This window comes from Enterobacter sp. Lyrl_3 (assembly GCF_051948675.1).
Classification (GTDB): Bacteria; Pseudomonadota; Gammaproteobacteria; order Enterobacterales; family Enterobacteriaceae; genus Enterobacter; species Enterobacter cloacae.
The window spans coordinates 1-20,398 of record NZ_JAYJLI010000004.1 but is presented as its reverse complement, the minus strand read 5'-3'; the positions used below and the strand labels follow the sequence as shown (position 1 = coordinate 20,398).

Here is a 20,398-nt window from a genome sequence, read left to right as displayed (position 1 = left end):
TCTTTTAAACCGGCAGGCCGTGTTATTATTGCTAATCAGTACATTTTGACAGGAAGAGTATTTTGACTACCGACACTCATACTCTGCATATTGAAGAGATTTTAGAACTTCTGCCGCACCGTTACCCGTTTTTGCTGGTAGACCGTGTGCTGGATTTTGAAGAAGGTCGTTTTCTGCGCGCAGTGAAAAATGTCTCCGTTAACGAGCCATTCTTCCAGGGGCACTTCCCTGGTAAACCCATCTTCCCGGGTGTGTTGATCCTGGAAGCGATGGCACAAGCTACCGGTATTCTTGCGTTTAAAAGCGTAGGCAAACTGGAGCCGGGTGAACTGTACTACTTCGCGGGTATCGATGAAGCGCGCTTCAAGCGTCCTGTCGTGCCTGGTGATCAGATGATCATGGAAGTCACTTTTGAAAAAACGCGTCGTGGCCTGACTCGCTTTAAAGGCGTAGCGCTGGTTGACGGCAAAGTTGTTTGCGAAGCGACGATGATGTGTGCTCGTAGCCGGGAGTCCTGATACGTGATTGATAAATCTGCCTTTATTCATCCTACCGCTATTGTGGAAACCGGCGCCATTATTGGTGCTAATGTCCACATTGGCCCGTTCTGTATTGTTGGTCCCCATGTCGAAATTGGTGAGGGTACAGTACTGAAATCTCACGTTGTCGTGAATGGTCATACGACCATTGGCAGCAACAATGAGATCTATCAGTTCGCCTCCATCGGCGAAGTTAACCAGGATTTAAAATATGCTGGTGAGTCGACCCGTCTGGAAATTGGCGATCGTAACCGTATCCGCGAAAGCGTCACCATTCATCGTGGAACAGTACAGGGTGGTGGGTTGACGAAGGTGGGCAGCGATAACCTGTTTATGGTTAATGCGCACATCGCGCACGACTGTACCGTAGGTGACCGCTGTATTCTTGCCAACAACGCAACGCTGGCAGGACACGTATCGGTTGATGATTTCGCAATTATTGGCGGTATGACCGCAGTCCATCAGTTCTGCATCATTGGTGCACATGTGATGGTCGGCGGATGCTCCGGTGTGGCGCAGGACGTCCCACCGTATGTAATTGCGCAGGGCAACCATGCCACGCCATTCGGCGTGAACATCGAAGGCCTCAAGCGTCGTGGCTTTAGTCGCGAAGCGATTACGGCTATCCGCAACGCGTATAAGTTACTGTACCGTAGCGGCAAAACGCTGGAAGAGGCGAAGCCGGAAATTGCCGAACTGGCGGAAAAGCACCCTGAAGTGAACGCGTTCATGGAATTCTTTGACCGTTCCACAAGGGGTCTGATTCGTTAATGGTCGACAGTCGTCCGCTTACGATAGCCCTGGTCGCCGGAGAAACCTCCGGCGATATTCTTGGTGCCGGTCTTATCCGCGCGCTTAAGGCTCGCGTACCTGATGCTCGCTTTGTTGGCGTTGCAGGCCCGCTAATGCAGGCTGAAGGCTGCGAAGCCTGGTACGAAATGGAAGAGCTGGCCGTGATGGGCATTGTTGAGGTGCTGGGGCGACTGCGTCGTCTGCTGCATATCCGCGCCGATCTTACCCGCCGCTTCACCGAGCTCAAACCCGATGTCTTTGTCGGTATCGATGCGCCTGACTTCAACATTACCCTCGAAGGGAATCTGAAAAAGCAGGGCATTAAAACAATTCACTACGTCAGTCCGTCCGTCTGGGCGTGGCGACAGAAACGCGTTTTCAAAATCGGACGGTCAACCAATCTGGTGCTGGCTTTCCTGCCTTTCGAAAAAGCGTTTTACGACAAATTTAACGTTCCGTGCCGTTTTATCGGGCATACCATGGCGGATGCGATGCCGCTGGATCCGGATAAAAACGCAGCGCGTGACGTGCTGGGGATCCCTCACGATGCGCACTGTCTGGCTCTTCTGCCGGGTAGCCGTGGCGCAGAAGTAGAGATGCTTAGCGCGGACTTCCTGAAAACCGCGCAAATTCTGCGCGATACCTATCCCGATCTCGAAGTGGTTGTGCCGCTGGTGAACGCCAAGCGCCGGGAGCAGTTTGAGCGTATCAAAGCCGAGGTTGCACCGGATCTTCACATCCATCTGCTGGATGGAAAAGGCCGTGAGGCGATGGTTGCGAGCGACGCCGCGCTGCTGGCCTCCGGTACGGCAGCCCTGGAGTGCATGCTGGCGAAATGTCCGATGGTGGTAGGCTATCGCATGAAACCGTTCACCTTCTGGCTGGCCAAACGCCTGGTGAAGACGGAGTACGTTTCGCTGCCAAACCTGCTCGCCGGGCGTGAACTGGTGAAAGAGCTTCTGCAGGACGAATGTCAGCCTCAGGCGCTGGCCGATGCGCTGCTACCGCTGCTTGCCAACGGCAAGACTAGCCACCAGATGCATGATACGTTCCGCGAACTGCATCAGCAGATCCGCTGTAATGCCGATGAGCAAGCGGCTGATGCGGTGCTGGAGTTAGCAAGATGATGGAATTTATTTATCCTCACACCCACCTTGTTGCGGGTGTGGACGAAGTGGGCCGTGGCCCGTTAGTGGGCGCTGTTGTGACCGCGGCGGTGATCCTCGATCCGGCCCGTCCGATTATCGGGTTGAATGACTCCAAAAAGCTTTCAGAAAAGCGCCGACTGGCGTTATTTGATGAGATTCAGGAAAAAGCATTAGCCTGGAGCCTTGGGCGTGCTGAGCCGCATGAAATTGACGAGCTGAACATCCTGCATGCCACAATGCTGGCGATGCAGCGTGCGGTGGCGGGGCTGAAAATTGCCCCGGAGTATGTTCTTATTGACGGCAACCGTTGCCCTGCATTACCTGTGCCTTCCATGGCGGTAGTAAAAGGGGATAGCCGGGTCGCGGAAATCAGTGCGGCTTCTATTATTGCCAAAGTGACTCGCGATGCTGAAATGGCCGCGCTGGATCTCACTTACCCTCAGTATGGCTTCGCTCAGCATAAAGGGTATCCTACAGCCTTCCACTTTGAAAAGCTGGCTGAACATGGCGCAACCGAGCACCACCGGCGCAGTTTTGGCCCGGTGAAACGCGCGCTGGGACTGGTGTCCTGAATCAATACGCAAGCAATTAAGTAACGCGGAATCTGAAGATGGCTGAACCACGTTTCGTACACCTGCGGGTGCATAGCGACTACTCCATGATCGATGGGCTGGCGAAAACCGGGCCGCTGGTAAAAAAGGCGGCCTCACTGGGTATGCCTGCGCTGGCGATCACCGATTTTACCAACCTGTGTGGTTTGGTGAAGTTCTACGGAACGGCGCATGGCGCGGGGATGAAACCCATCGTCGGAGCTGATTTTCATGTGCAGAGCGAACTGCTCGGCGACGAAATGACGCAAATTTCCGTGTTAGCGATGAACAACACGGGTTATCAGAATCTCACCCTGCTAATCTCCAAAGCCTACCAGCGAGGCTACGGCGCCCTGGGGCCATGGATTGACCGGGACTGGCTGGCGGAGCTGAACGAAGGGTTATTGCTGATCTCCGGCGGCCGCATGGGTGATGTGGGCAAATGCCTGCTGCGCGGCAATAGTGCGCTGGTGGATCAGTGCGTATCATTCTATGAAGAGTACTTCCCGGATCGTTATTATCTGGAGCTAATCCGCACCGGTCGCCCGGATGAAGAGAGTTATCTCCATGCCGCTGTGGCGCTTGCGGAAGCGCGCGGGCTGCCCGTGGTGGCAACCAACGATGTACGCTTCCTTGAGGCCGGGGATTTCGACGCTCACGAGATTCGCGTGGCGATCCATGATGGCTTCACCCTCGACGATCCCAAGCGCCCGCGTAATTATTCTGCTCAGCAGTACATGCGCAGCGAAGAGGAGATGTGTGAACTCTTCTCTGACATCCCGGAAGCGCTGGAAAACAGCGTTGAAATCGCCAAGCGCTGTAACGTTACCGTGCGTTTGGGTGAGTATTTCCTGCCGCAGTTCCCGACCGGGGAAATGACCACGGAAGACTTCCTGGTCATGAAATCCAAAGAAGGTCTGGAAGAACGTCTTGAATTCCTTTTCCCGGATGAAGAAGAGCGTAAAAAACGTCGTCCGGAGTATGACGAGCGCCTGGATATTGAACTTCAGGTTATCAACCAGATGGGCTTCCCGGGCTACTTCCTGATCGTAATGGAGTTTATCCAGTGGTCGAAGGATAACGGCGTGCCGGTTGGTCCAGGACGTGGTTCCGGTGCCGGGTCACTGGTGGCCTATGCGCTTAAGATCACTGACCTCGACCCGCTGGAATTTGACCTGCTGTTCGAACGTTTCCTTAACCCGGAACGTGTTTCCATGCCCGACTTCGACGTCGACTTCTGTATGGAAAAACGTGACCAGGTTATTGAGCACGTGGCGGATATGTATGGCCGTGACGCGGTATCGCAGATCATTACCTTCGGTACGATGGCGGCGAAAGCGGTTATCCGCGACGTGGGCCGCGTGCTGGGGCATCCGTACGGCTTCGTCGATCGTATCTCTAAGCTGGTGCCGCCCGATCCGGGGATGACGCTGGCAAAAGCGTTTGAAGCCGAGCCGCAGCTGCCGGAAATCTACGAAGCTGACGAAGAAGTCAAAGCGCTGATCGACATGGCGCGTAAGCTGGAAGGCGTCACGCGTAACGCCGGTAAACACGCGGGTGGTGTGGTTATCGCCCCGACCAAAATTACCGACTTTGCGCCGCTCTATTGTGACGAAGCGGGGCAGCACCCGGTTACCCAGTTTGATAAGAACGACGTTGAATACGCCGGGCTGGTGAAGTTCGACTTCCTCGGTCTGCGTACGCTTACCATCATCAACTGGGCGCTGGAGATGATCAACGCCCGCCGCGAGAAGAACGGCGAGCCGCCGCTGGATATCGCGGCTATCCCGCTGGATGACAAGAAAAGTTTCGACATGCTGCAGCGCTCGGAGACCACCGCGGTCTTCCAGCTTGAATCCCGTGGCATGAAAGATCTGATTAAACGTCTGCAGCCTGACTGCTTCGAAGATATGATCGCACTGGTGGCGCTGTTCCGTCCGGGACCGCTGCAGTCAGGGATGGTAGATAACTTTATCGACCGTAAGCATGGTCGGGAAGAGATTTCCTACCCGGACGTTCAGTGGCAGCACGAAAGCCTGAAGCCGGTCCTGGAGCCAACCTACGGCATCATCCTGTATCAGGAACAGGTCATGCAGATTGCTCAGGTGCTCTCCGGCTATACCCTCGGCGGTGCGGATATGCTGCGTCGTGCAATGGGTAAGAAAAAGCCGGAGGAGATGGCCAAGCAGCGCTCTATTTTTGAAGATGGCGCGAAGAAAAACGGCATTGACGGCGAGCTGGCAATGAAAATCTTCGACCTGGTGGAGAAATTCGCCGGGTACGGATTTAACAAATCGCACTCTGCCGCCTATGCTTTGGTGTCGTATCAAACCCTGTGGCTGAAGGCGCACTATCCCGCTGAATTTATGGCGGCGGTAATGACCGCCGATATGGATAACACCGAGAAGGTGGTTGGCCTGGTGGATGAGTGCTGGCGCATGGGACTGAAGATCCTGCCGCCGGACATTAACTCGGGTCTTTACCATTTCCACGTTAACGACGACGGGGAGATTGTGTACGGGATCGGCGCGATCAAAGGCGTAGGTGAAGGGCCGATTGAGGCAATCATCGAAGCGCGTAATAACGGTGGTTATTTCCGCGAGCTGTTTGATCTTTGCGCCCGCACCGATACCAAAAAACTGAACCGCCGCGTGCTGGAAAAACTGATCATGTCCGGTGCGTTCGACAGGCTGGGGCCGCACCGCGCCGCGCTGATGAACTCGCTTGGCGACGCGCTGAAAGCCGCGGATCAGCACGCAAAAGCGGAAGCCATTGGCCAGGCGGACATGTTCGGCGTGCTGGCGGAAGAGCCAGAGCAGATCGAGCAGTCTTACGCCAGCTGTCTGCCGTGGCCAGAACAGGTGGTGCTGGATGGTGAGCGTGAAACGTTAGGCTTGTACCTGACGGGGCACCCGATCAATCAGTACATCAAAGAAATTGAGCGCTATGTCGGAGGCTACAGGCTGAAAGACATGCATCCGACAGAACGTGGTAAAATCACCACGGCTGCGGGGCTCGTGATTGCTGCAAGGGTTATGGTCACCAAGCGCGGCAATCGTATCGGCATCTGTACCCTGGATGACCGTTCCGGGCGTCTGGAGGTGATGTTATTCACCGACGCGCTGGATAAATACCAGCAATTGCTGGAAAAAGACCGCATACTTATCGTCAGCGGACAGGTCAGCTTTGATGACTTCAGCGGGGGGCTTAAAATGACCGCCCGCGAAGTGATGGACATTGACGAAGCCCGGGAAAAATATGCTCGCGGGCTTGCTATCTCGCTGACGGACAGGCAAATTGATGACCAGCTTTTAAACCGACTCCGTCAGTCTCTGGAACCCCACCGCTCGGGGACAATTCCAGTACATCTCTACTATCAGAGGGCGGATGCACGTGCGCGGTTGCGCTTTGGTGCAACGTGGCGTGTCTCTCCGAGCGATCGTTTACTGAACGATCTCCGTGGCCTCATTGGTTCGGAGCAGGTGGAACTGGAGTTTGACTAATACAGGAATACTATGAGTCTGAATTTCCTTGATTTCGAACAGCCGATTGCTGAGCTGGAAGCGAAAATCGATTCTCTGACAGCGGTAAGCCGTCAGGATGAAAAACTGGATATTAACATCGACGAAGAAGTGCATCGTCTGCGCGAAAAAAGCGTAGAACTGACGCGCAAAATCTTTGCCGATCTCGGCGCATGGCAGATCGCCCAGTTGGCGCGTCACCCACAGCGTCCGTACACCCTGGATTATGTCCGCCTGGCGTTTGACGAATTTGACGAACTGGCAGGCGACCGCGCTTACGCTGACGATAAAGCTATCGTCGGTGGTATCGCTCGTCTGGATGGACGTCCGGTGATGATCATTGGCCATCAGAAAGGCCGTGAAACCAAAGAGAAGATCCGTCGTAACTTTGGTATGCCGGCACCAGAAGGCTACCGTAAAGCCCTGCGTCTGATGGAGATGGCTGAGCGTTTCAATATGCCCATCATCACCTTTATCGACACCCCGGGTGCTTACCCTGGCGTGGGCGCGGAAGAGCGCGGTCAGTCTGAAGCCATCGCACGTAACCTGCGTGAGATGTCTCGCCTGAAGGTGCCTGTCATCTGTACCGTTATTGGTGAAGGTGGTTCCGGTGGTGCGCTGGCGATTGGCGTGGGCGATAAAGTGAATATGCTGCAGTACAGCACCTATTCCGTTATCTCTCCGGAAGGGTGTGCCTCTATCCTGTGGAAGAGCGCCGATAAAGCGCCTCTGGCTGCAGAAGCGATGGGCATCATTGCCCCACGCCTGAAAGAGCTGAAGCTGATCGATACCGTCATCCCTGAGCCTCTGGGTGGTGCGCATCGTAAGCCGGAAGTGATGGCCGCTTCCCTGAAAGCGCAGCTGCTGGCCGATCTGGCGGACCTGGATGTGCTGAGCAAAGAAGATCTGCTCAATCGTCGTTACCAGCGTCTGATGACCTACGGTTACGCGTAAGCTTCACAATTATCTGAAAAGCCGCACACTGTTGCGGCTTTTTTTATACCTGCGGTTTACCCTGGCTATGCTTAGCTAATGTTTTTTAAGGAGGAAGCCCGTGAATATTATTGCCATTATGGGGCCACACGGCGTCTTTTATAAAGATGAGCCCATCAAGGAGCTGGAGCAGGCCCTGCAGTCACGTGGCTATCAGCTGATCTGGCCGCACAACAGCGCTGACCTGCTGAAGTTCATTGAGCACAACCCGCGGATCTGTGGCGTGATCTTCGACTGGGATGAGTACGACCTGGAGCTGTGCAGCGATATCAACAAGCTGAATGAATATCTCCCGCTGTATGCGTTTATCAATACCCACTCGACCATGGACGTCAGTGCCCAGGATATGCGGATGGCGCTGTGGTTTTTCGAATACTCACTCGGCGTGGCCGAAGATATTGCGGCCCGCATTCAGCAATATACCGGCGAGTATCTGGATAACATCACGCCGCCGTTTACCCGGGCGCTGTTTACCTATGTGAAGGAAGGGAAGTACACCTTTTGCACGCCTGGTCATATGGCGGGGACGGCTTATCAAAAAAGCCCGGTTGGCTGCCTGTTCTATGATTTCTTCGGCGGCAACACCCTGAAAGCGGATGTATCGATTTCGGTTACCGAGCTTGGCTCATTGCTGGATCACACCGGTCCACACCTTGAAGCCGAAGAGTACATTGCCCGCACCTTTGGGGCCGAGCAGAGCTATATGGTGACCAACGGTACGTCGACGTCAAACAAAATCGTCGGCATGTATGCCGCCCCGGCCGGAAGTACGTTACTGATCGACCGTAACTGCCATAAGTCGCTGGCGCATCTGCTGATGATGAGCGATGTCGTACCGCTCTGGCTGTCACCCACGCGTAACGCGCTGGGGATCCTGGGGGGAATTCCGCGCCGTGAATTCACCCATTCAGCCATAGAAAATAAGGTGGCGGCGATCCCCGGCGCAAGCTGGCCGATCCACGCGGTGATCACCAACTCCACCTATGACGGATTGCTGTATAACACCAACTGGATCAAACAGACGCTGGATGTCCCCTCGATCCACTTTGATTCCGCGTGGGTGCCTTATACCAATTTTCACCCCATCTACGCGGGTAAAAGTGGAATGAGTGGCGAACGTGTGCCGGGCAAAGTGTTTTTCGAAACGCAATCGACGCACAAAATGCTGGCTGCGTTTTCCCAGGCCTCGCTTATCCATATCAAAGGTGAGTACGACGAAGAGACGTTTAACGAAGCGTTTATGATGCACACCACCACCTCACCAAGTTATCCGCTGGTGGCCTCCATTGAAACGGCTGCGGCGATGCTGCGCGGCAATCCGGGTAAACGTCTTATCAATCGCTCTGTAGAGCGCGCGCTGCATTTCCGCAAAGAGGTTCAGCGGTTAAAAGATGAGGCTGAGGGCTGGTTCTTTGATATCTGGCAGCCGGAAGAGATTGACGAGGCGGAGTGCTGGCCGGTCGCGCCGGGTGAAGAGTGGCACGGCTTCCGTGATGCCGATGCCGACCACATGTTCCTCGACCCGGTAAAAGTAACAATCCTGACGCCGGGCATGGATGAACAGGGTAACATGAGCGACGAAGGTATTCCGGCCGCGCTGGTGGCGAAATTCCTTGATGAGCGCGGCGTGGTGGTGGAGAAAACCGGACCGTATAACCTGTTGTTCCTGTTCAGCATTGGGATTGATAAAACCCGCGCGATGGGTTTGCTACGTGGGCTGATGGAGTTTAAGCGTGCGTACGATCTGAACCTGCGCGTGAAGAACATGCTGCCGGATCTCTATGCGGAGGATCCTGATTTTTATCGCAATATGCGTATACAGGATCTGGCCCAGGGGATCCACAAACTGATCCGCCAGCACGATCTGCCGCGCCTGATGCTGCAGGCGTTTGACGTCTTGCCTGAGATGAAACTGACGCCGCACAAAGCCTGGCAGCGACAGGTGAAAGGGGAGGTAGAAACCGTTGAGCTGGAAAATCTGGTGGGACGCGTCTCGGCCAATATGATCCTGCCTTATCCACCGGGCGTACCGCTGCTGATGCCGGGAGAGATGATCACCGAAGAGAGCCGTGCGGTGCTCGATTTTCTGCTGATGCTCTGTTCTGTGGGGCGTCACTACCCGGGCTTCGAGACGGATATCCACGGTGCGAAACGTGATGAAAATGGGGTTTACTGGGTGCGAGTCCTAAAATAAAGGTGGCTGCTTGCCAGTGGCGGGTTTTCGGTTGTAACGTTCAGGCATCATAAAAAGGAGAAGCTATGCTGGGTTTAAAACAGGTTCATCATATTGCGATCATTGCCACCGATTACGCCAAAAGTAAGGCCTTTTATTGCGACATTCTGGGCTTTACGCTGTTAAGCGAGGCCTATCGTGTGGAGCGCGACTCCTGGAAAGGCGATCTGGCGTTAAACGGGCAGTATGTCATTGAACTTTTCTCTTTTCCTTTCCCACCTGCGCGTCCGTCCCGTCCGGAAGCCTGCGGCCTGCGCCATCTGGCTTTTAGCGTGGATGATCTTGACCGTGCGGTAAAACATCTTGAAGAGCATGGCGTGAAGTGCGAAGCGATTCGTGTCGATCCGTTTACCGACAAGCGTTTTACTTTTTTCAACGATCCGGACGGTCTTCCGCTGGAGCTTTACCAGCAGTAAGCGCCATCCTGTGTGATAATGCCCGCTCTGTTCGGGCATTTTTTATGTGTAATTCTCTATGACCCTACCCGCTATTGCGCAAGCCGTTTCACCGTACCGCCAGCTGCTGGTGGGATTTAGCGGTGGCCTGGATTCCACGGTGTTGCTCCATCGCCTCAAACTCTGGCGCGATCAACAGCCTGACGTTCAGCTCCGGGCGATGCATATCCATCATGGGCTGAGTCCTCATGCCGACGCCTGGGTTGCGCACTGTGAAGCGGTGTGCTCGGCCTGGGCGATCCCGCTTGAGATTAAACGGGTGGTGCTCAGAGATGAAGGGCTCGGTATTGAAGCGCACGCGCGTAAAGCGCGCTATGCCGCATTTACCGCGGCATTACAACCCGGCGAAGCGCTGGTCACGGCACAGCACCTTGACGACCAGTGCGAAACCTTCTTGCTGGCGTTAAAACGGGGAAGTGGCCCGGCGGGGCTCTCCGCCATGCCTGAACGCTCTGATTTTGCCGGGACGCAATTATTGCGTCCGCTGCTTGGCGAGTCGCGCGCATCGCTGGAAGCCTGGGCGCAGCAATATCAGCTGAGCTGGATTGAAGATGAGAGCAATCAGGACGATGGCTACGATCGTAATTTCCTGCGTCTGCGTGTTTTGCCGTTACTGACCGCACGCTGGCCGCACTTTGCAGACGCAACAGCACGAAGCGCCCTGCTGTGTGCCGAACAGGAGAGCCTGCTGGATGAACTGCTGAGTGAAGAACTGGCTGAACTGATTTCGGTAAACGGGGCGTTGGCGATCGCACCGCTGGAGGCGATGAGTCCGGTTCGTCGGGCCGCGCTGCTGCGCCGTTGGCTGGCCTCTCACCGTGCAACGATGCCATCGCGTGCCATGCTGGGACGTATCTGGGACGAAGTCGCCCAGGCGCGGGAGGATGCAACGCCGTGCGTGCACCTGAACGGTTTTGACGTCAGGCGCTATAAAGGCCAGCTGTGGTGGGTGAAATCGGCCCCCTCGCTTGCAGATGTGGTGCTCGGCTGGCCATCGCCTGCGAAACCGCTGCTGTTGCCCTGGGATATGGGAAGCTTGTCTCTGGAGACGCCAGGCCATGTGCGTTTACCGAAAGCCGAAGAACCGGTCACCGTGCGCTTTAAGGCCAGCGGTATGCTGCACATTGTCGGACGTAACGGTGGAAGGAAGCTCAAAAAAATCTGGCAGGAGTGCAATGTGCCGCCCTGGTTGCGCGATACCACGCCGTTACTTTTTTACGGTGAAACACTGATTGCGGCGGCAGGGGTATTCATTACAGAAGAGGGCTGGGCAGAATCGGGCGTGAGTCTGGAGTGGAAAACGTAACGGGCAGCCAGGCTGCCCGTTAGTGTCATCAGGATTCGCTCACCACGACGGTGCCGATTTGCGGGTGGCTGAAGCTGGCAATTTTGTCCAGGCGTAGCTCACGCGTCGCACCGGCGTCTTCCACTATCAGATATTCCACATTCTTACGTGAAACCAGGTCGCTGGCTTTCGCCTTCAACACTTCGCCATCTTTTAACTCCAGCGTCAGTATTAAATGATGCTGGCAGGCGAGTTCGAGGTTGTCATAGTCATCACAATTGATGGGTTGATAAGTATCATTCATCGACATAATCGCTCACCAGTAAATTCGCCGCAGCATACGCTGCTTTTTCCCTGACCGATTCTGAAAGGCTCTCATCAGAGGCCACTTCATTAAGCACTTTCAATACACAGCCCAACGCATCCGGGACATATCCCAGATCTCCGCTGGCGATTTCCGCATACCGTTTGCGAATTAGCTCACAATAATTATTCACATCCCCTCCCGCCAGCGCACTGACTTACTGTGAGATATCATTAAGCCTACGAAGATAAACTCGGTTTAGCAAGGTGACTATACCATACTCATTTAAGCAATATCAGAGCCTTGATGGCGCCGTATTCATCACGGCGTAACAGCCTTTTGCCGCTGTTTTCGCTACAATGTGCGCCTGATTCGAAAGGGGTTCTCCCATGGCGCTGAAAGCGACAATTTATAAAGCGGTGGTCAATGTGGCTGACCTTGACCGCAACCAGTTTCTGGATGCGTCACTGACGCTGGCGCGTCACCCCTCTGAAACCCAGGAGCGCATGATGCTGCGCCTGCTGGCGTGGATTAAATATGCCGACGAGCGTCTGCAGTTTACCCGTGGCTTAAGCGCAGAAGACGAGCCGGAAGCCTGGCTGCGTAACGATCATCTGGGTATCGATTTATGGATTGAACTTGGTCTGCCGGATGAGCGCCGCCTCAAAAAGGCGTGTACCCAGTCTGCGGAAGTGGCGCTATTCGCGTACAACCAACGCGCTGCGGAAATCTGGTGGCAGCAAAACAAGAGCAAGTGCGGTCAGTTTAAAAACCTCACGGTCTGGTATCTGGATGATGAACAACTGGCGCAGCTGAGCGAATTCGCCAGCCGGACGATGACTCTGCAGGCGACGATCCAGGACGGCGCTATCTGGCTTTCTGACTCTCAGAATAATCTGGAAATTCATCTGACGGCGTGGCAGCCTGCTTCATGATCGTGTTGTCCCGAAACGTCAGCATCCCGGACAATGAGCTGGAGATCACCGCCATCCGTGCGCAGGGGGCGGGGGGACAGCACGTTAACAAGGCTTCAACCGCTATCCATTTGCGCTTTGACATTCGGGCCTCAAGCCTGCCAGAGTATTATAAGGAAAGTCTGCTCGCTGCCAGCCATCATCTGATCACCAGCGACGGTGTCATTGTGATCAAGGCGCAGGAGTACCGTAGCCAGGAGTTAAACCGGGAAGCGGCAATTGCCAGACTGGTGGCGGTGATAAAAGAATTAACTGCGGTGCAAAAAAGCCGTCGGGCAACGCGGCCAACCCGCGCATCGAAAGAGCGTCGGTTGTCGTCAAAGGCTCAGAAATCCACAGTGAAAGCACTACGCGGTAAAGTTCGTCGCCCTTTGGATTGACGAAAAGGAACACTATTTCATAAGGAATTCATTGTGAAAAAAGCATTATGGTCAGCGTTGGCAGTGAGTACGCTCTTTGCGCTTTTCGGATGTAACAACCGTTCGGAAACGCAGATCCTGCAGCCCACGCAGAATGAAGAGTTAAAGCCAATGCAGCAGAGCTGGCGCGGCGTACTGCCTTGTGCCGACTGTGAAGGCATTGAGACGTCGCTGTTCCTGCAAAAAGACGGTACGTGGGTCATGAATCAGCGGTATCAGGGCGCGAAAGAACCCTCCTCTTTTGCGACTTACGGGACATGGGCACGCACGGCCGAGAAGCTGGTGTTGACCGATACGAGCGGCGAGAAAACGTATTTCCGCGCCAAAGGCGAGGGGATGGAGATGCTCGACCGTGAAGGCAACCCGATTGAATCCCAGTTCAACTACACGCTGGCTCCGGTGAAAGCGGCGCTGCCGGCCACGCCGATGCCGATGCGGGGCATGTATTTCTATATGGCTGATGCGGCCATCTTTACAGAATGCGCAACGGGTAAGAAAGTGAGCGTGGCGAACAATGCCCAGCTGGAACGGGATTATGCGGTCGCACGCGGAAATGACAGTAAGCCGGTATTATTGACGGTCGACGGTCACTTTACGCTGGAGCCAAACCCGGATAGCGGCGAGTTGGTGAAAACCCTTGTGGCAGATAAAGATGCGAAGTTCGCGGCAGGCAAAGACTGTAACAGTAAATAACGCTGGCTTTGCGCCATGAAAAAACCCCGCCTGAGCGGGGTTTTTTATTTAACCTTTGATGGCTTTTACCAGGTAATCAAGGATATCACCGGTCTTAATCATCTGTTTTTCGCCGCTACGACGGTATTTATATTCAATCTCGTCGCTGTCGAGGTTACGGTCACCGATAACGATGGTATGAGGAATACCAATCAGTTCCATATCAGCAAACATCACGCCCGGACGTTCTTTACGGTCGTCCATCAGCACTTCGATACCCTGCGCGCGCAGCTCTGCGTACAGTTTCTCAGCCAGCTCCTGCACACGGTAAGACTTGTGCATGTTCATTGGCAGGATCGCTACCTGGAACGGCGCGATGTTATCCGGCCAGACAATGCCACGCTCGTCGTAGTTCTGCTCAATCGCCGCAGCTACCACGCGCGTGACCCCAATACCGTAGCAACCCATGGTCAGGATCTGGTTACGGCCATCTTCACCCTGAACGGCAGCGTTCAGCGCACGGGAATATTTATCGCCCAACTGGAAGATATGGCCCACTTCGATGCCGCGTTTAATCATCAGGGTGCCCTGGCCATCCGGGCTTGGATCGCCTGCAACGACGTTGCGAATATCCGCCACTTCTGGCGTTGCCACATCGCGATCCCAGTTGATGCCAAAGTAGTGTTTACCATCAATGTTAGCGCCTGCAGCGAAGTCGCTCATCGCCGCAACCGTGCGGTCAATCACAACAGGCACAGGCATATTCACCGGACCCAGAGAGCCTGGGCCTGCGTTTACGACGGCGCGGATTTCCGCTTCCGTTGCGAAGGTCAGTGGGCTGGCAACCTGTGGCAGCTTCTCAGCTTTCACTTCGTTCAGCTCGTGATCACCGCGTACCAGCAGGGCAACCAGCGGGTATGCACTGCCTTCTGTGGATTTCACCAGCAGCGTTTTAACGGTTTTTTCGATCGGCAGCGCAAACTGCTCAACCAGCTCGGCAATGGTTTTGGCATTTGGCGTGTCAACCAGCGTCATTTCCTGGGTTGCCGCGCCGCGTGGTTCTTTTGGTGCCAGAGCTTCAGCAAATTCAATGTTTGCCGCGTAGTCAGAGGAGTCAGAGAAGATCACATCGTCTTCACCGCTCTGCGCCAGAACCTGGAACTCATGGGACGCGCTACCACCGATAGAGCCGGTATCGGCCTGCACAGCACGGAAATCCAGACCCATGCGGGAGAAGATTTTGCTGTAAGCCTCGTACATTTTGTCGTAGGTCTCTTGCAGAGATTCCTGAGAAGTATGGAAAGAGTAAGCATCTTTCATCAGGAATTCGCGAGAACGCATAACGCCGAAACGTGGGCGAACTTCGTCACGGAACTTGGTCTGGATCTGGAAGAAGTTCAGCGGCAGCTGTTTGTAAGAGCTCAGCTCATTGCGAATCAGATCGGTGATCACTTCTTCATGCGTCGGGCCGAGGACGAACGGACGCTCGCCACGGTCAACGAAGCGCAGCAGTTCAGGGCCATATTGCTCCCAACGGCCGCTCTCCTGCCACAGGTCAGCGGGCTGAACCACGGGCATGGACACCTCGATAGCACCGGCGTTATTCATCTCTTCACGCACGATGTTTTCGACTTTTTTCAGGACGCGCACGCCGGTCGGCAGCCAGGTGTACAACCCGGAGGCCAGCTTGCGGATCATCCCGGCGCGCAGCATCAGCTGGTGGCTGATGACTTCGGCGTCGGCAGGTGTCTCCTTCAGTGTGGAGAGCAGATATTGGCTAGTACGCATGTTGTTACGGTTCCATTTCGACGATTGGAACAGGCTGAAACGCCAGCCTGACACAAAAAAAGTGGTTTAGTTTACCAGTGTGGCAAAGATGCCAAAAGAGAGGAGAAGAAAATTACCTGGGTTCCAGGGCAAACACTTCAAAACCGGTCTCTGTCACGCGCCAGCGGACATTAAAATCCAGCAGCCAGACGGCGTAGGTTTTCCCGGCTTCCTCTTCTTTACGGTAGGCTGGACGCGGATCCTGCGCCAGAACATCTACGATAAAGTCCCGCAAACGGGGATAGCGCTTTTCCAGTTGGCCAAGTTGCGTAAGCAGTTCTGGCGTAAAGTGAACAGGCATATCCGCCTGCGGTGCTTGCTGGGCGTAGCTGGCCCGGGCATCTGGCAACGCTTCGGCAAAAGGCAGATAGGGTTTAATGTCGATAACCGGGGTGCCATCAACCAGGTCAAGGCTGCCTAACTCCAGTATCACCTGATCTTTCTGACAGCGTATATCTTTCAGTTCAACCAGCGACATGCCGATCGGGTTTGGACGAAAGGTTGAGCGGGTCGCGAATACCCCCATCCGGGCATTTCCGCCCAGACGAGGAGGGCGCACCGTAGGACGCCAGCCACCGTCCATCGTCTGGTGAAACACAAAAACAACCCATAAATGGCTGAACGCCTCAAGCCCGCGCACCGCATCGGCCTGATTATAGGGCGCAATCAAGTGAAGTTCACCGCTGCCGCTGGTGACCAGACCCGGCTGGCGTGGTACGGCAAACTTCTCTTTGTAAGGAGAGCGGATAACGCCTATCTGTTCGAAATGAAAGGCACTCATTTCGCCGAAATGGTCAGCGCCGAACCAATACACACCGCCTGACGATAGCAGCCGGGTGTCCCGCTGGTGACTTCACAGCTGTGCAACAGTACCGCGTTAGCTTTCATTTTGGCCGCGTTGATCTGCATACGTTTACGGGCTGTCGGAATGTTGGGTGGGGAGTCCTGATTGGTAGCCTGACAGGATTCACCGCTCACCTCACCGAGCTCACGGAAAGGCTTGCCCACAAGTTCGTCGGCTTTGGTAATGATACGTACCGGCGCAGGGCGAGGCGCTTTAGGTTTAACGGGCTCTGCTTTTGGCGGGGTTGCAGTGCTTTGAACGGGTTCAACTGGAGATCTGCTTAGCATAGAACAGCCGCTCAGCATCAGTGCTAAAAGACAGATCGGTAAAGCACGCATAATAATTCCTCAGTGGATAATCAAAACGTCAGATATTGAATCAGTTGACTGCACAAATGACAAGACGGGCAGAAGCCCGTCTTGATGATATTACACTGAGGTCAGATTACCAGCCTTTAACCGCGCCGCCGTTAAACACTTTGTTGGCTTCCTGGTAAACTTCTTCAGACTGATAAGCCTGAACGAATTTCTTCACGTTTTCCGCGTCTTTGTTGTCTTCACGGGTCACGATCAGGTTAACGTACGGGGAATCTTTGTCTTCCACAAAGATGCCGTCTTTTGCCGGGGTCAGGCCAATCTGGCTGGCGTAGGTAGTGTTGATAACAGCCAGGGCGATCTGCGCATCGTCCAGAGAGCGTGGCAGCTGTGGCGCTTCCAGCTCAACAATTTTCAGATTTTTCGGGTTCTCGGTCACGTCGAGAACGGTCGGCAGCAGGCCAACGCCGTCTTTCAGTTTAATCAGGCCCACTTTCTGCAGCAGCAGCAGGGAGCGGCCCAGGTTAGTTGGATCGTTTGGCACAGCAACCTGAGAGCCTGGCTGCAGTTCGTCCAGCGATTTAATCTTCTTGGAGTAGCCCGCGATTGGGTAAACGAAGGTGTTACCCACAGCAACCAGTTTGTAGCCGCGATCCTTAATCTGCTGATCCAGGTACGGTTTGTGCTGGAAGGCGTTGGCGTCAATATCGCCTTTGCTCAGCGCTTCGTTCGGCAGAACGTAATCGTTGAAGGTCACCAGCTCAACATCAAGGCCATACTTCTCTTTTGCCACTTTCTGAGCAGTTTCAGCAACCTGCTGTTCTGCACCCACGATAACGCCCACTTTAATGTGGTTTGGATCTTTTTCGTCCTGACCACAACCCACCAGTGCCAGAGAGCCGATCAGCGCGCCTGCTGCAGCAAAGGTCTTTAATTTAAACGCCATGTTTTTATCCTTAACTCGTCGAGTTTGTGTTGTGTGTAACGTTATTTGTGCGTAACAGCCCGGACGATGCGATCGCCAGAGAACTGGATGAGATAAACCAGTACAACCAGCAATACCAGAACGGTATTCATTACGGTAGCGTTATAACCAATATAGCCGTACTGGTAACCAATTTGGCCTAAACCGCCAGCGCCAACGGCACCGCCCATCGCGGAATAACCGACCAGGGTGATAAGCGTAATGGTTGCCGCATTCACCAGGCCTGGCAGTGCTTCCGGCAGCAGAACCTTGCGCACGATCTGCATCGGTGTGGCGCCCATTGCGCGGGAAGCTTCGATCAACCCGGTTGGAATTTCAAGCAGGGCGTTTTCCACCATACGCGCGATAAACGGCGCGGCGCCGACCGTCAGGGGAACAATGGCCGCCTGCAGACCAATAGAGGTGCCGACAATCACGCGGGTGAATGGAATCATCCATACCAGCAGAATAATAAACGGGATAGAACGGAAGATATTCACCAGCGCAGAGAGCGTACGGTACAACTTCGCGTTCTCAATGATTTGACCCGGACGCGTCACGTACAGCAGTACGCCGACCGGCAGGCCAATCACAAAACCAAAGAAACCGGATACAAAGGTCATTGCCAGCGTTTCCCAAACGCCGCGAACCAGCAGCCACATCATCGGCTCAGACATAACCCAGTACCTCTATTTTTACGTGATGTTCTTGCAGCCAGGCAATTGCCGCCTGGGTTTCTTCTTGTGTGCCGTGCATTTCCGTCAGCATGATGCCGAACTTCACGCCACCGGCGTAATCCATCTGCGCGCTGATGATGTTGTTGTTCACATTGAAGCGGCGCGCGGTTTCGGAAAGCAGCGGGGCATCAACGGACTGACCGGTGAACTCCATTCGCAGCATCGGGACGCTGTCCGTCGTGGGTTCGGTTTTCAAACGTTCCAGATAATCTTCCGGAATATCCAGATGCAGTGTGGACTGAATAAATTGCTGCGCCAGCGGGGTCTTGGGATGTGAAAACACTTCACTTACCGTGTCCTGCTCAATCAGTTCACCGTTGCTGATCACGGCAACACAGTCACAGATGCGTTTTACGACATCCATCTCGTGGGTAATAAGGAGGATCGTCAGGCCGAGACGACGGTTAATGTCTTTCAGCAGTTCCAGAATAGAACGGGTGGTGGCCGGGTCTAATGCGCTGGTGGCTTCATCGCACAGCAGCACTTTGGGATTGCTTGCCAGCGCACGGGCAATGGCTACACGCTGTTTTTGTCCGCCAGACAGATTGGCCGGGTAGCTATCATGTTTATCACCCAGACCCACGAGATCCAGCAGCTCGGTTACGCGACGCTTAACCTCATCTTTAGGCGTGTTGTCGAGCTCCAGCGGTAAGGCGACGTTGCCGAACACCGTGCGTGACGCCAGCAGGTTAAAGTGCTGGAAGATCATGCCAATCTGGCGACGCGCTTTGGTCAGTTCTTTTTCTGAGAGCGCGGTCAGTTCTTGTCCGCCAACTTCTACGCTGCCCTGGGTTGGGCGCTCAAGCAGGTTAACACAACGGATCAGTGTACTTTTACCTGCACCCGATGCGCCAATGACGCCATAAATCTGACCAGCAGGAACATGCAGGCTGACATTGTTCAGCGCCTGAATGGTTCGGTTCCCCTGCTGGAACACTTTGGTGATATTGGAAAGTTTAATCATTAGATTATTTTTATCGTATGTAAGTTAGCCGTGGCATTTTCGTCTGCCAGATACGGGTGATGCCCGTAAACAAAACGGATGTTAAGGCATCCAGACGTCTAAATCAATCCAACTCTGTGCGATGAGCACTTTATTGCGCTGCGATTCATGAGATACTAGCTGAACACGCCTTTTTCAGGAGCAAACCGGTGGCAAAATCAGTACCCGCAATTTTTCTCGATCGTGATGGCACTATTAATGTGGATCACGGTTATGTTCACGAGATTGACGAGTTCGAATTTATCGAAGGCGTTATCGATGCCATGCGCCAGCTAAAAGAGATGGGCTATGCGCTGGTGGTTGTCACCAACCAGTCTGGTATCGCGCGTGGCAAATTTACCGAAGCGCAATTCGAAACGCTGACGGAATGGATGGACTGGTCTCTTGCCGACCGCGGTGTTGATCTTGATGGCATCTATTATTGTCCTCATCACCCGCAGGGAACGGTAGAAGAGTATCGCCAGACCTGTGATTGCCGTAAGCCGCACCCGGGGATGTTTATCTCGGCGCAGGAATTTTTGCATATTGATATGGCCGCTTCTTATATGGTGGGCGATAAAATGGAAGATATGCAGGCGGCAACCGCGGCGGGTGTGGGTACCAAAGTATTAGTTCGCACCGGCAAACCCGTGACGCCAGAAGCAGAGACTGCAGCGGATTGGGTGATTAATAGCCTGGCCGAGCTGCCTGAAGCGATCAAAAAGCACCAAAAATAGGCTTTTTGGTGAAAAGATGAGCGGTTGAAATAAAAATGCATATTTCCGCTTGTCATTCCCCGGAGGCC

21 protein-coding genes are annotated in these 20,398 nt (G+C 54.3%); 13 read left to right on the top strand and 8 right to left on the bottom strand.

What is annotated here, in order from left to right:
• Nucleotides 1-62: 62 nt before the first annotated feature.
• The 9 genes from fabZ to tilS all read left to right on the top strand — a co-directional run bounded on the left by fabZ (nucleotide 63) and on the right by tilS (nucleotide 11,577).
• A complete protein-coding gene (fabZ, locus tag VF709_RS10045) occupies nucleotides 63-518 on the top strand; it encodes a 3-hydroxyacyl-ACP dehydratase FabZ (protein ID WP_010426706.1) in 456 nt (151 codons plus the stop codon).
• Nucleotides 519-521: 3 nt separating this feature from the next.
• Nucleotides 522-1,310, top strand: a complete 789-nt coding sequence (lpxA, locus tag VF709_RS10040; protein WP_013095662.1) for an acyl-ACP--UDP-N-acetylglucosamine O-acyltransferase — start codon at nucleotides 522-524, stop codon at nucleotides 1,308-1,310.
• Complete coding sequence (gene lpxB / locus VF709_RS10035) at nucleotides 1,310-2,458, top strand: lipid-A-disaccharide synthase (RefSeq protein WP_013095663.1); 1,149 nt, start codon at nucleotides 1,310-1,312, stop codon at nucleotides 2,456-2,458. The genes lpxA and lpxB overlap by 1 nt, the downstream gene beginning before the upstream one ends.
• Nucleotides 2,455-3,051, top strand: coding sequence for a ribonuclease HII (rnhB, locus tag VF709_RS10030; RefSeq protein ID WP_440231473.1), 597 nt, complete (start codon nucleotides 2,455-2,457; stop codon nucleotides 3,049-3,051). The genes lpxB and rnhB overlap by 4 nt, the downstream gene beginning before the upstream one ends.
• A gap of 38 nt (nucleotides 3,052-3,089) precedes the next feature.
• Nucleotides 3,090-6,572: a DNA polymerase III subunit alpha gene (gene dnaE / locus VF709_RS10025; protein ID WP_013095665.1), complete on the top strand. Its 3,483-nt coding sequence runs from the start codon at nucleotides 3,090-3,092 to the stop codon at nucleotides 6,570-6,572.
• Nucleotides 6,573-6,584: 12 nt separating this feature from the next.
• Nucleotides 6,585-7,544, top strand: coding sequence for an acetyl-CoA carboxylase carboxyl transferase subunit alpha (gene accA, locus VF709_RS10020; protein ID WP_013095666.1), 960 nt, complete (start codon nucleotides 6,585-6,587; stop codon nucleotides 7,542-7,544).
• A gap of 100 nt (nucleotides 7,545-7,644) precedes the next feature.
• Nucleotides 7,645-9,777 (top strand): lysine decarboxylase LdcC, encoded by a 2,133-nt coding sequence (locus tag VF709_RS10015; protein WP_029883819.1) that lies wholly within the window; start codon nucleotides 7,645-7,647, stop codon nucleotides 9,775-9,777.
• 65 nt (nucleotides 9,778-9,842) lie between these two features.
• Nucleotides 9,843-10,232, top strand: coding sequence for a VOC family protein (locus VF709_RS10010; protein ID WP_013095668.1), 390 nt, complete (start codon nucleotides 9,843-9,845; stop codon nucleotides 10,230-10,232).
• Between the two features lie 58 nt (nucleotides 10,233-10,290).
• Nucleotides 10,291-11,577 carry a tRNA lysidine(34) synthetase TilS gene (tilS, locus tag VF709_RS10005; protein ID WP_149896556.1) on the top strand — a complete coding sequence of 429 codons (1,287 nt, stop codon included), beginning with the start codon at nucleotides 10,291-10,293 and terminating at the stop codon, nucleotides 11,575-11,577.
• Nucleotides 11,578-11,605: 28 nt separating this feature from the next.
• Here tilS and rof read toward each other — a convergent pair whose 3' ends face one another.
• A complete protein-coding gene (gene rof / locus VF709_RS10000) occupies nucleotides 11,606-11,866 on the bottom strand; it encodes a Rho-binding antiterminator (RefSeq protein WP_014830722.1) in 261 nt (86 codons plus the stop codon).
• Entirely contained in the window at nucleotides 11,853-12,053 is a 201-nt protein-coding gene (locus tag VF709_RS09995; RefSeq protein ID WP_008501889.1) for a YaeP family protein, read from the bottom strand. Before VF709_RS09995 ends, rof begins: the two co-directional genes overlap by 14 nt.
• Before the next feature lie 196 nt (nucleotides 12,054-12,249).
• On the opposite strand from VF709_RS09995, the gene VF709_RS09990 reads away from it, so the two are divergent.
• The 3 genes from VF709_RS09990 to nlpE are packed head-to-tail and all read left to right on the top strand — an operon-like array spanning nucleotide 12,250 to nucleotide 13,946.
• Nucleotides 12,250-12,795 carry a YaeQ family protein gene (locus VF709_RS09990; RefSeq protein WP_020688556.1) on the top strand — a complete coding sequence of 182 codons (546 nt, stop codon included), beginning with the start codon at nucleotides 12,250-12,252 and terminating at the stop codon, nucleotides 12,793-12,795.
• Nucleotides 12,792-13,214, top strand: coding sequence for an alternative ribosome rescue aminoacyl-tRNA hydrolase ArfB (arfB, locus tag VF709_RS09985; protein WP_020688557.1), 423 nt, complete (start codon nucleotides 12,792-12,794; stop codon nucleotides 13,212-13,214). Before VF709_RS09990 ends, arfB begins: the two co-directional genes overlap by 4 nt.
• Nucleotides 13,215-13,247: 33 nt before the next feature.
• Complete coding sequence (nlpE, locus tag VF709_RS09980) at nucleotides 13,248-13,946, top strand: envelope stress response activation lipoprotein NlpE (RefSeq protein ID WP_440231467.1); 699 nt, start codon at nucleotides 13,248-13,250, stop codon at nucleotides 13,944-13,946.
• A gap of 48 nt (nucleotides 13,947-13,994) precedes the next feature.
• On the opposite strand, the gene proS is transcribed toward nlpE, so the two are convergent.
• The 6 genes from proS to metN all read right to left on the bottom strand — a co-directional run bounded on the left by proS (nucleotide 13,995) and on the right by metN (nucleotide 19,575).
• A complete protein-coding gene (gene proS / locus VF709_RS09975; RefSeq protein ID WP_020688559.1) occupies nucleotides 13,995-15,713 on the bottom strand; it encodes a proline--tRNA ligase in 1,719 nt (572 codons plus the stop codon).
• A gap of 112 nt (nucleotides 15,714-15,825) precedes the next feature.
• Nucleotides 15,826-16,533 carry a tRNA (N6-threonylcarbamoyladenosine(37)-N6)-methyltransferase TrmO gene (gene tsaA, locus VF709_RS09970; RefSeq protein ID WP_029883821.1) on the bottom strand — a complete coding sequence of 236 codons (708 nt, stop codon included), beginning with the start codon at nucleotides 16,531-16,533 and terminating at the stop codon, nucleotides 15,826-15,828.
• On the bottom strand, nucleotides 16,530-16,934 hold the full coding sequence (rcsF, locus tag VF709_RS09965; RefSeq protein WP_014830728.1) for an Rcs stress response system protein RcsF: 405 nt from the start codon (nucleotides 16,932-16,934) through the stop codon (nucleotides 16,530-16,532). Before rcsF ends, tsaA begins: the two co-directional genes overlap by 4 nt.
• Nucleotides 16,935-17,040: 106 nt before the next feature.
• Nucleotides 17,041-17,856, bottom strand: a complete 816-nt coding sequence (metQ, locus tag VF709_RS09960) for a methionine ABC transporter substrate-binding lipoprotein MetQ (RefSeq protein WP_013095678.1) — start codon at nucleotides 17,854-17,856, stop codon at nucleotides 17,041-17,043.
• Nucleotides 17,857-17,897: 41 nt separating this feature from the next.
• Entirely contained in the window at nucleotides 17,898-18,551 is a 654-nt protein-coding gene (locus VF709_RS09955; protein WP_003856130.1) for a methionine ABC transporter permease MetI, read from the bottom strand.
• Nucleotides 18,544-19,575, bottom strand: coding sequence for a methionine ABC transporter ATP-binding protein MetN (metN, locus tag VF709_RS09950; protein ID WP_023621751.1), 1,032 nt, complete (start codon nucleotides 19,573-19,575; stop codon nucleotides 18,544-18,546). Before metN ends, VF709_RS09955 begins: the two co-directional genes overlap by 8 nt.
• Nucleotides 19,576-19,763: 188 nt before the next feature.
• On the opposite strand from metN, the gene gmhB reads away from it, so the two are divergent.
• A complete protein-coding gene (gene gmhB, locus VF709_RS09945; RefSeq protein WP_020688563.1) occupies nucleotides 19,764-20,330 on the top strand; it encodes a D-glycero-beta-D-manno-heptose 1,7-bisphosphate 7-phosphatase in 567 nt (188 codons plus the stop codon).
• Nucleotides 20,331-20,398: the final 68 nt, after the last annotated feature.

Bases quoted from the DNA above. Each gene is read 5' to 3' on its own strand.
- tilS (WP_149896556.1), top strand. From the start codon at position 10,291: ATGACCCTACCCGCTATTGCGCAAGCCGTTTCACCGTACCGCCAGCTG.
- rnhB (WP_440231473.1), top strand. From the start codon at position 2,455: ATGATGGAATTTATTTATCCTCACACCCACCTTGTTGCGGGTGTGGAC.
- VF709_RS10010 (WP_013095668.1), top strand. From the start codon at position 9,843: ATGCTGGGTTTAAAACAGGTTCATCATATTGCGATCATTGCCACCGAT.
- arfB (WP_020688557.1), top strand. From the start codon at position 12,792: ATGATCGTGTTGTCCCGAAACGTCAGCATCCCGGACAATGAGCTGGAG.
- VF709_RS09990 (WP_020688556.1), top strand. From the start codon at position 12,250: ATGGCGCTGAAAGCGACAATTTATAAAGCGGTGGTCAATGTGGCTGAC.
- proS (WP_020688559.1), bottom strand. From the start codon at position 15,713: ATGCGTACTAGCCAATATCTGCTCTCCACACTGAAGGAGACACCTGCC.
- metQ (WP_013095678.1), bottom strand. From the start codon at position 17,856: ATGGCGTTTAAATTAAAGACCTTTGCTGCAGCAGGCGCGCTGATCGGC.
- tsaA (WP_029883821.1), bottom strand. From the start codon at position 16,533: ATGAGTGCCTTTCATTTCGAACAGATAGGCGTTATCCGCTCTCCTTAC.
- VF709_RS09955 (WP_003856130.1), bottom strand. From the start codon at position 18,551: ATGTCTGAGCCGATGATGTGGCTGCTGGTTCGCGGCGTTTGGGAAACG.
- rcsF (WP_014830728.1), bottom strand. From the start codon at position 16,934: ATGCGTGCTTTACCGATCTGTCTTTTAGCACTGATGCTGAGCGGCTGT.
- rof (WP_014830722.1), bottom strand. From the start codon at position 11,866: ATGTCGATGAATGATACTTATCAACCCATCAATTGTGATGACTATGAC.
- accA (WP_013095666.1), top strand. From the start codon at position 6,585: ATGAGTCTGAATTTCCTTGATTTCGAACAGCCGATTGCTGAGCTGGAA.
- metN (WP_023621751.1), bottom strand. From the start codon at position 19,575: ATGATTAAACTTTCCAATATCACCAAAGTGTTCCAGCAGGGGAACCGA.
- dnaE (WP_013095665.1), top strand. From the start codon at position 3,090: ATGGCTGAACCACGTTTCGTACACCTGCGGGTGCATAGCGACTACTCC.
- lpxB (WP_013095663.1), top strand. From the start codon at position 1,310: ATGGTCGACAGTCGTCCGCTTACGATAGCCCTGGTCGCCGGAGAAACC.